The following is a 9,546-nucleotide window of genomic DNA, read 5'->3' as shown; positions in this document are numbered from 1 at the left end:
CGACCGTCACCGCCCTCCGCGCCATCCTCGCGACGTGGTCGCCGGTCGGCACGGGTCCGCGCCCGGTCACAGCCTCCTGAACCGCACGGAACACGCGGCTGCGCCGGTTCCGTGCAGCGCCCAGGCTGCCGTCACGACGACGCTGCACGCAACACGCGGGGGCGCCGGCTCCGTGCCATGCCTCGGCTGCCGTCACGACAACGCTGCACGGAACACGCGGCCACGCCCGTTCCCCACGCCGACGCACGCCGGCGGCCGTCGAAGAGCAGGGTCGCGTTGACCGATCGGTCGCACGCCCATCTTGGCCCACGGATCGATCCCGGGGCGGTCACGAGTCCCAGGTGTAGAGCAGGCTGGTTCCGGTCCCGGTGTCGATGCGGAGATCGTTGCCGTCGAGGGTGAGCGTCCTGCCCCTGCCTCGGTCGAACATGTCCGCCAGCGCGTCCTCGAGCGGCCGGTCCGGGCATGACGTTGCGCTCGTGGCGACGTCGCTGAAGGTGATGGTGGTGGCGTCCTCGAATCGGTAGCGACCGAAGCGGCTGGCACAGGGCGTGTCGGCGCTGAACCAGCCGTCGGGGTCGAACCGCAGCAGCAACCGGTCGTCGGTTCCGAGCCATTCGAGATCGCTGCTGGCGACGTCGTCGAGGTGTCGGGGGTGCCCGCTGATGTTCCAGATCGCCGCCTCGGTGTCGTTCTCGTGCGGTCCGTCGGGGATGTGGATGGGGTGGGTGGCCAGGCGCACCTCGACACCTCCGTTCGCATCGACGTCGCGGCGTAGCAGCGCCCACAACGGTGAGCTGTCGGGATAGAGCAGCGTGGCAGGGCCAGGTAGCTGGTCGCCGTCGCCGTCGCAACCACGCAGGGCGTGGCAGAGGACCGGCTGGCCGTCGTCCTGTTCGAGGCGGACGTAGGCCCAGTGCCAGCGGCCGTCGTCGGGGGTCGCGGTGCGCAGGTCGAGGTCCCGTCGGGAGGTGTCGGGCAGGTGAGCCTCGGCGTCGGTGCACCGATGACCTTCGAAGTCGGTCTGTTCGGCGCTGCGACCGTCGCTGGGGCGGGCGGGCCCGGAGACGGTGACGAACGCGCCATCGTCGGTGATCTCGGTCGCGTAGCTGGTCAGGTCGCTCGGACTCGGACCGCCAGCGTGGGTCCCGTCGAGCAGGTAGGTGGATCCGGCCCGGGGTTCGAGGAGACGGCCGATGGTCGGGCAGTGCACGAGCAGCTTGCCGTCCAGGTGCGGGTCGAGCGCATCGACGACGTGGAGCGTGGCGTCCTCCGTACGGGTCACGAACACCGGGGTGCCATCGTCGAGGTACGCCGCCGACGCGCTTCCAGCCTCGGGGACACCGAGCGTGCCGAGTTCGCCGGTCGAGGTCGCCCCGTAGGGGTAGAGGCCGGAGAGACGTCGCCCCTGATCGGTGAGCTCGAGGCAGTAGCCGAGCCATCCTGCGGGTAGGGGTGTGGCTGAGAGGAGGTCGCAGGCGGTCGCGAACATCATCGGTGGCTCGGTGTCGGGCGTGGCGAACACCCCGCGGTCGTCGGCATCTGGGACAGGGATGGTGACCACCGTGGTGTCACCGACCGGGAAGAGCTCACGGAGTCGCTCGGGAACCTGTGAGACGTCGGCTGATCGAGCACTGTCTGGCGCCGGGGCCGCAGCGATGCCGGGGGCGAGGACGCGCGGCCGTTCCGTGGCGGGTTGACGACCGGTGCAGAACCCCTCGCTCCAGGGCTGGTCGTGCGGCTCGAGCGCCCGAGCGGGCGCACCGTGGATCACCTGTCCCGCATCGACGTGCAGCTGGCCATCGCGGATCTCGATGGCGAACCTGTCGAGGTCGCGCGCTGCGGGTCCCATCCGTGCTCGCCCATCGAGATCGAACAGCTCGCCATGGAACGGGGATGCGAACACTCGCTCGTCGGGACACCACCATAGCCCCTCGTCGGGCAGATGCTGTGCGGCGGCGATGAACACGTCGACCTCATCGCCGGTGCGCACGAAGAAGACCTGCCGGTCCTCGATCACGCCCGAGGTCGTCCCTCGCTCGATCTCGTCGAGCGGGAACACGTAGGTCTCACCGCGGACCTGCGGCCACCCGGGTCCGACCGGCGTGAGCTCGGACGGGCCACCCACGATCTCCACGCCGATGGGACGGTTGCCATCGCCAGCCATGCCTCCACCGACGATGATGACCGCAACGACCGCCACCACGGCCCCGGACCCCGCCACCACCTGCCGGCGACGACGGCGACGACGGCGATTGCGGCCACGAGCGAACACCTCGCGGGCATCGCCCGCCGGGGCCACCGGCAACGCGGCGACGGCCTCTTGGAGCTCACGCACGTCCATCGAGGACCTCCTGGCTGTCGCGGTCCCCACGCAGGCGCCCACGGGCTCGGGACACGCTGCTCTTGACCGTGCCCTCCGCGACCCCGAGAGCCACGGCGGTCTCCGCGGTCGAGTAGCCCAGCACGAAGCGCAGCACCAGCATCTGCCGTTGCTGTAGCGGCAGCGTGACCAGCTCCTCGAGCATCGACACGCTCGCCAGATCATCGCGGTGGACACCATCGAGCACGGACGTGGGCAGCGTCGGACGCCGCGACCACTTCCGTCGCCACGACGTCGCCCAGTTCACCCCGACTCGGTAGACCCACCCGTCGGGACGAGCCATCGTCGACACCAGCTCCCATCTCTCAGCCGCCCGCACCAACGCTTCGTCGGTCGCGTCCGCCGCCAACTGCGGGTCGCTCAACGTCGCGGTCAACGCACGCAGCAACGACGAACGGTGATGTTCGTAGAACGCCGTGAACCCGTCCTCGTCGCGCACGTCGGCCCCCTCCCCTCACAGACGCCCGCCGACCCTGATCGGTTCCCCGCCATCCGAGCAGACGAGGCACCGAGAGGCGGCCGCGCGACCAAGGGCGCGATGAGCCGGCGGCCCGCGAGCGGCACGTGACGCTCGGTCTCGCCCCGCCGTTGTGCCATCATCATCCGGAGCGTCGGCGACGGAGCGACGGGGATGGTTGACCTCTCGGCATCGACTCGACTGATGGCTGCGATCCTGTTGTTCGCGCTCGTGACCGTTGAGACGGGCGGGCTCTACCTGCTCCGGGTGGTCCGCGGCGACGCCGTCAGCACGCCGTTCCAGCTGTCGTTCGCGCGGGCCGGCCACGCGCACGCGGGCGTGCTCCTCATCCTCTCGCTCGTCGGTCTGCTGTACGCCGATGCGGTCGGGCTGAACGGTCCCCTTGGAACGATCGCACGGTCGGGGGTGCCGGTCGCTGCGCTCCTGATGTCTGCCGGCTTCTTCCTGTCCAGCCTGGGGGAGGGGCGCCAGGAACCGAACCGGTTCATCGTCATGGTCTACGTCGGAGGTGTCTGCTGGCGGCCGGGCTCGTCGCCCTCGGCGTCGGCCTCGTGCGCTCTGCCTGACGGGCGCCTGAGCGGACCGACCTCGGACGACGGCGGTCGCTGCGGACTCACAGCTTCCTGAGCAGGACCTGTTCGACGCGGTGGTCGGGCCCCTTCTGCAGGATCAGGTCCGCCCGCGTGCGGGTGGGCAGGACGTTCTCGCGCAGGTTGCGACCGTTGATCCGTCGCCAGATGTCGGCGGCCGTCGCGTCGGCCTCGGCGTCGTCGAGGTCGGCGTACCGGGCGAAGTAGGACCGGGGGTCGCGGAAGGCGGTCTCCCGGAGCGTCCGGAAGCGTTCCCGGTACCAGCGTTCGATGTCGTCCTCCTCGGCGTCGACGTAGACCGAGAAGTCGAAGAAGTCGGACACGAACACGCGGTCGTCGGCTCCGGTGCCGGACTGCAGCACGTTCAGGCCCTCGATGATGAGCACGTCTGGCTGCCGGATGACGACCTTCTCCTCGGGGACCACGTCGTAGGTCAGATGGCTGTAGACCGGCGCGCGGACCTCCGGTTCACCCGACTTGACGGCCGCGACGAAACGCACGAGCGCGGCGACGTCGTAGCTCTCGGGGAAGCCCTTGCGGTCCATCAGCCCACGACGGTCGAGCTCGGCGTTCGGGAGCAGGAACCCGTCGGTGGTCACCAGCGCCACCTCGGGGTGGTCCGGCCACCGGGCGAGCAGCGCCTGCAGGATGCGCGAGGTCGTGGACTTGCCGACCGCGACCGATCCCGCCACGCCGATCACGAACGGGACCTTGGCGGCGAGCGACCCGAGGAAGGTGTCGGTGACCCGGTGCAGGTCCTGTCGGGCCGCCACGTAGAGGTTGAGCAGCCGGGACATCGGCAGGTAGACCTCGGCCACCTCCTCCAGCGAGAGCTGCTCGGCCGTGCCGCGCAGCGCCTCGACGTCGGCCTCGGTGAGGGTGAGCGGTGTAGCCGAACGCAGCGTTGCCCACGCTTCCCGGGGCAGGGTCACCCAGGGGGAGGGGGTGCGGTGGTGCGGCACGAGGAGCTCCGAGGGTGGGAGCGGGGGCGGCTGGAGGCTAGCGCCGCCCCGTGGGTCGGAAGCTGCGGGGCAGCGGCGCGCGCGCCGCGGCGGGATGCGGCGGGATGCGCGACACTGCGCGCCGCAGGTGACGAGAGGTGCGAGGTGTCCGGGACCGGTGCGAGGCGGCTGCTGGTGCAGCGACTGGTCGCTGCCGCGCTCGTGGCGGTGCTGGTCCCGTTGCTGGTCGGCATCGGCTCCGTCGCCGACGAGCAGCCGATCAACGAGGGTGAACCCTCGCCGCGCACGGTCATCGCCGACGAGCAGGTCCGCGAGGTGGACCGCGAGGCGACCGAGGCCGCCCGGGCTCAGGCCTCCGAATCCGTGTCGCCGGTCATCGCCCCCGACCGGACCGCTCAGACGTCGATCGTCCAGGACGCCCGAACCGCCTTCAGCGCGGCGCGGGACGCCCGGCAGCCGGAGGAGCCCGACGAGCAGCCCGGCGGCACCGACGGTGACGTCGACCAGCCGGCGTCGTCCGCGTCCGCGTCCGCGCAGGCCGAGCAGGTCCTCGACGCGGTCCCCGCGCTCGGGCCCGACCTCGCGCGGGCGTTGGTCGACCTCTCAGACGATGATCTCGCCGACGTCGAGCGCGAGACGCTCGCGGTGGTGCAGTTCCTCGCGAGGCAGCAGGTGAACGCCGAGGACCTCGACGGCGTGGTCGACAGCACCCTCGAGGAGGAGACCGCGGTCCGTTCCTTCCCCGGGGACACCGCCGAGACCGTCGCCGCACCGCTGGCGCGCGCCGTCATGCGGCCGACGGTGGTCACCGACGCCGAGGCGACCCGCGCGGCCCGGCAGCGGGCCGCCGACGAGGTCACCGAGGTCGCCAACGTCTGGAACGTCGGCGACGCGGTGGTGCGTGAGGGGCAGGTCGTCGAACCGCTGCAGATGCGTGCCATCGAGCGGCTCGGGCTCGAGGGAAGCTCGCCGTTGCGTGCGCTCGCCCGCAGCACCATCGCCTCGCTGCTGATCGTCGCGGTGGCCGCGATCTACCTGCAACGCATGCAGCCGAAGGTGTGGGTGAGCGGGCAGAAGCTCATCCTGCTCGGCGCGCTGACGGCGATGTTCGCGGCGCTCGTGGTCGGCACCAGCATCCTCACCGAGGTGACCACGTCGGGCATGGCCTACCTCGTACCCGCTGGGGCGTACGCGATGCTCGTGGCGGTGCTGATCCACCCCGTCGTCGGTATCGCGACGATGCTGCCCGCGGCGGTCCTGGTGCTGCTCGCCGCCCCCTCCCGGGGGCCGCTCGCGCTGTTCGCGGCCGCCACCGTGCTGGTGAGCGTGCCCCTGACCACGCGCATCGCGGCACGGTCCGACCTGCGGTCGGCGACCTTGCGGGCCGCGGTCGCCTACCCCTTGCTGGCGGTCGGCACGGTCGCCGTCTTCGGGCCGAACGACGAGCTCCTGGTCGCGCTCGGCGCTGGCGCGCTCGGGGGGCTGATCACCGCCCTGGTCGTGCAGGGGGCGCTGCCGTTCCTCGAGAACCTGTTCCGACTGCCCACCGTCACGGCCCTGCTCGACCTGTCCGATCGCAACCACCCGTTGCTGCGCGAGCTCGAGACCAAGGCGCTCGGGTCCTACAACCACTCGGTCATGGTCGCCTCCCTGACCGAGCGCGCGTGCCGCGAGGTCGGCGCCGACCCGCTGCTCGGCACCGTGGCGGCGCTCTACCACGACATCGGCAAGGTCCGGCAGCCGCACTTCTTCATCGAGAACCAGCAGGGCATCGCCAACCCCCACGACGAGCTCGAACCCGAGGTCAGCGCGGTCATCATCCAGAACCACGTCAAGGACGGGGTCGAGATGGCGACCGAGTACCGCCTCCCCCCGGAGGTCGTCGCCTGCATCGGCTCGCACCACGGCACGATGCTGGTGGGCTACTTCTACGACCGCGCGGTCAAGGCCGCCGTCGCGAACGGAGGCGACCCGGACGACGTCGACGAGGGCCACTTCCGCTACCACGGCGGCAAGCCACGGTCCAAGGAGGCGGCCATCCTCCTGCTCGCCGACTGCTGCGAGGCCACCACGCGTGCCATGGCCATGTCGAAGGGCACCCTGCCGCGGGAGGAGATCGAGTCGACCGTCGAGCGTCTGCTCGCCGAACGTGTCGACGATGGGCAGTTCGACGAGAGCGATCTGACGTTCCGCGAGCTGTCCCAGGCGCGGAGCACGATCGTCGAGTCGCTGGTGGGGATCTACCACCCTCGGATCGCCTACCCGGACAAGCCGCAGCAGCCCGCGTAGACCGGACACCCTGGACGCGGAGCGCCGCTACTCGCCGAGCGCGAAGCCCTCGGCGAGCAACCTCGGCGAGTAGCTCCGGAACGCGATGACCGTCTCCGAGGTCTCGATGCCGGGGATCGCCCCGATGCGGCCGGTGACGACGTCGGCGAGATCCTCGTTGTGGGCGACCACCACTTTGACGATCAGGTCGTAACGTCCGGTCACCGAGTACACCTCGCGGACCCCGGCGACCTCGGTGAGCGTCTCGGCGACCTCACCGACGCGGGCCACGTCGACGTCGAGCAGCACGAAGGCGGTGATCACGATGGTCTCCTCGCAGCCCCGCGACGGCTTCGCGGCGCGCGTCGTCGCGGTGGTGGCGGCGACGGTAGCGGGGGAGGTCGTCACCTACGGCGAGGTCGCCGCCGAGGTCGGACGTCCGCGTGCCGCCCGTGCCGTCGGCCGCGTCCTGGCCACCTGCGGCACGGACCTGCCGTGGTGGCGCGTGGTCGCTGCCGGCGGGCGTTTGGCGCCGGGCAAGACCGAGCGGCAGGCCGACCTGCTGGAGGCCGAGGGGGTCCGCGTCGACCGCGTCCGCGGTCGCGTCAGGGGTCAGCCTTGAGCGTCGCGCAGCACCTGCAGCGCCTCGTCGGCGTGCTTCTCCATGTCGGTCTCGCTGCTGATCGCGGCGAGCACCGTCAGGTCGCGGTCGAGCACGTAGGTCTGCCGCTTGCTCCAGAGCGGTCCGGGACGCTTCGCCCCGAGGAGCCTGGCGACCGCACCGTCGGGGTCGGCGATGAGCGGGTAGTCGAAGCGGTGCTCCTCGGCGAAGCGTGCCTGGGTGGTGACGTCGTCCCGGCTGATCCCGACGCGGGAGGCCCCGAGCTCCGCGAACTCCGCGCCGAGGGTGGGCACGGGTGATCCGCCTCGGGGTCGGGGGGGTCGGGGGCGATGGGAGCGGCGCGGAGGCCAGCGTGGAAAGTTCGGCACCGACCGCGTCGTCGGTCGGTCGCTGGTACAACGAAGGCCTCGGACGGTAGGGGACACCACGTGGACCGCGGCAGCCTGCACCACCTCGAGCTCTACGTCCGTGACCTCGAGCGGGCGCACCGGTTCTGGGGTTGGTTGCTCGCCGAGCTCGGCTACGAGCCGCACCAGGAGTGGGACGAGGGCTGCTCCTACCACCGGGGCAGCACCTACCTCGCGTTCGTGCAGGCGCCCGAGGGGGCGCGCGAGCTCGACCGGCGCGATGCCGGCGTCAACCACGTCGCCTTCCACGCCGGGTCCCGCAGCGACGTCGACCGGTTGACCGCGGCCCTCGTGGAGCAGGGGGGCACGCTGCTCTACCCCGACCGCCACCCCTACGCCGGCGGCCACGACCACTACGCCGCCTTCTGCGAGGACCCGGACGGCCTGAAGGTCGAGCTGGTGGCCGGCTAGCGCACCCCCCAGGGCGCATCGCGCGCGGTGAGCGCACATCCGGTGGGGGTGGGGACGCCGCGGCCGGTGGGCGGCGTTGTACCCCTTGTGAGCCCATCGTGCCGGTCGCCCCGTCCCGACGGCCACCGCCACGAGCACCGATCCACCCGGACCCCGTCCGACCGTGGCCACCAGACCCCCTCCCGCTCCGAACATCCCGTGCGAGGGTGGCTCCGCACTCCGCCCCGCCGAGGAGGCCCCGTTGAACCCCGTCGAGCTGCCGACCGCTGACACGTCGGTCGACGAACTGCTCGAGCGCTCCGCTGAGCGCGGCTACGTCCTGCTCTCCGAGCTGCAGGAGCTCTACGTCCCCGAGCTGCACGGCACCACGTGGATGGACGACGCTGCCACCAGCGCCGCCGACGCGGGCGTGCAGGTGATCGACGACGTCGCCGATGACGCCCCCGAGGCGCTCGCCGACCCGACCGCCGCGCTCACCACCGACCTGGTCCGCCAGTACCTCAACGACGCCGGCCGTCACGCCCTCCTGACCAAGGAGGACGAGGCTGACCTCGCCAAGCGGTACCAGGCCGGGCTCGCCGCCGACGTGATGATGGCGTCCAAGGACGACCCGCCGACCCGTGCCCGCAAGGCTCGGCTGCGCACCATCAGCCGCGACGGCGCCAAGGCCAAGGAGCGCATGGTCCAGGCCAACCTCCGCCTCGTGGTGCCGCAGGCCCGCAAGTTCTCCGGGCGTGATCTCGACTTCATCGAGCTCATCCAGGAGGGCAACCTCGGCCTCCTGCGTGCCGTCGAGAAGTTCGACCACACCAAGGGCTACAAGTTCTCGACCTACGCGGTGTGGTGGATCCGGCAGGCGCTGCAGCGCGGTGTGGCCTCGAAGGGTCGCACCATCCGCGTCCCCGCCCACGTCTGGGAGCTGTACGGCAAGCTCCGCTCGGCCGAGCTGCGGCTGCGCCAGCAGAAGGGGGGCGACCCCACCGAGGAGGAGATCGCCGAGGAGGTCGGTCTCACGGCGGTCCGCGTCCGCGAGGTCCGCGAAGCGATGCAGGAGCTCGTCAGCCTCGACCGCCCGATCGGTGAGGACGGTGACGCCACCATGGGTGACCTGATCGCCGACGCGGGAGGCGTCGACCCGGCCGAGACCGCGCTCGAGGGCGACGCCATGTCGCAGATCAGCGCCGCGCTCGACGCGCTCGACGCACGCGAGCGGGTGATCCTGGTCCTGCGCTTCGGTCTCGGTGGTGAGGAGCCGCAGACGCTCGAGGAGATCGGCGCCCACTTCGGGCTGACCCGCGAGCGCATCCGCCAGATGCAGAACCGCGCCCTGGCCAAGCTCCGTCACCCCTCCCGGGCGCACAACCTCAGCGGGCTGCTCGACGTGCTCGACCGCGCCGCCTGATCCGACCCGCCCTGCGTAGGCTC

At 71.5% G+C, this 9,546-nt stretch carries 10 protein-coding genes; 5 read left to right on the top strand and 5 right to left on the bottom strand.

All coding sequences use genetic code 11. From position 1 onward, the window contains the following. Nucleotides 1-328 precede the first annotated feature (328 nt). Nucleotides 329-2,344: an META domain-containing protein gene (locus WEB03_RS01650; RefSeq protein ID WP_368069227.1), complete on the bottom strand. Its 2,016-nt coding sequence runs from the start codon at nt 2,342-2,344 to the stop codon at nt 329-331. Next, on the bottom strand, nt 2,331-2,822 hold the full coding sequence (locus tag WEB03_RS01645) for an RNA polymerase sigma factor (protein WP_368069226.1): 492 nt from the start codon (nt 2,820-2,822) through the stop codon (nt 2,331-2,333). The genes WEB03_RS01650 and WEB03_RS01645 overlap by 14 nt, the downstream gene beginning before the upstream one ends. A gap of 222 nt (nt 2,823-3,044) precedes the next feature. Here WEB03_RS01645 and WEB03_RS01640 point away from each other — a divergent pair, with 222 nt between their 5' ends. Beyond that, complete coding sequence (locus WEB03_RS01640) at nt 3,045-3,488, top strand: hypothetical protein (RefSeq protein ID WP_368069225.1); 444 nt, start codon at nt 3,045-3,047, stop codon at nt 3,486-3,488. Here the strand turns inward: WEB03_RS01640 and coaA are convergent. Continuing rightward, entirely contained in the window at nt 3,475-4,413 is a 939-nt protein-coding gene (gene coaA / locus WEB03_RS01635; RefSeq protein WP_368069224.1) for a type I pantothenate kinase, read from the bottom strand. The genes WEB03_RS01640 and coaA overlap by 14 nt on opposite strands. A 144-nt stretch (nt 4,414-4,557) precedes the next feature. On the opposite strand from coaA, the gene WEB03_RS01630 reads away from it, so the two are divergent. Further along, entirely contained in the window at nt 4,558-6,702 is a 2,145-nt protein-coding gene (locus tag WEB03_RS01630) for an HD family phosphohydrolase (protein WP_368069223.1), read from the top strand. Between the two features lie 27 nt (nt 6,703-6,729). Here the strand turns inward: WEB03_RS01630 and WEB03_RS01625 are convergent, their stop codons facing one another. Further along, nucleotides 6,730-7,005, bottom strand: a complete 276-nt coding sequence (locus WEB03_RS01625; protein ID WP_368069222.1) for an Lrp/AsnC family transcriptional regulator — start codon at nt 7,003-7,005, stop codon at nt 6,730-6,732. A gap of 1 nt (nt 7,006) precedes the next feature. On the opposite strand from WEB03_RS01625, the gene WEB03_RS01620 reads away from it, so the two are divergent. Then, a complete protein-coding gene (locus WEB03_RS01620) occupies nt 7,007-7,303 on the top strand; it encodes an MGMT family protein (protein ID WP_368069221.1) in 297 nt (98 codons plus the stop codon). On the opposite strand, the gene WEB03_RS01615 is transcribed toward WEB03_RS01620, so the two are convergent. Further along, the gene (locus WEB03_RS01615) at nt 7,294-7,596 is read right to left on the bottom strand and encodes a redoxin domain-containing protein (protein ID WP_368069220.1); all 303 of its coding nucleotides are present in this window, start codon (nt 7,594-7,596) and stop codon (nt 7,294-7,296) included. The genes WEB03_RS01620 and WEB03_RS01615 overlap by 10 nt on opposite strands. A 150-nt stretch (nt 7,597-7,746) precedes the next feature. Between WEB03_RS01615 and WEB03_RS01610 the strand changes: the two genes are divergently transcribed. Beyond that, complete coding sequence (locus WEB03_RS01610; protein WP_368069231.1) at nt 7,747-8,121, top strand: VOC family protein; 375 nt, start codon at nt 7,747-7,749, stop codon at nt 8,119-8,121. Nucleotides 8,122-8,362: 241 nt separating this feature from the next. After that, entirely contained in the window at nt 8,363-9,523 is a 1,161-nt protein-coding gene (locus WEB03_RS01605; RefSeq protein WP_368069219.1) for an RNA polymerase sigma factor RpoD/SigA, read from the top strand. Nucleotides 9,524-9,546: the final 23 nt, after the last annotated feature.

The organism is Nitriliruptor sp. (assembly GCF_040882075.1).
Lineage (GTDB): Bacteria > Actinomycetota > Nitriliruptoria > Nitriliruptorales > Nitriliruptoraceae > Nitriliruptor.
Note: the sequence above shows the minus strand (reverse complement) of the source record. Positions and strands in the feature narration are given on the sequence as shown.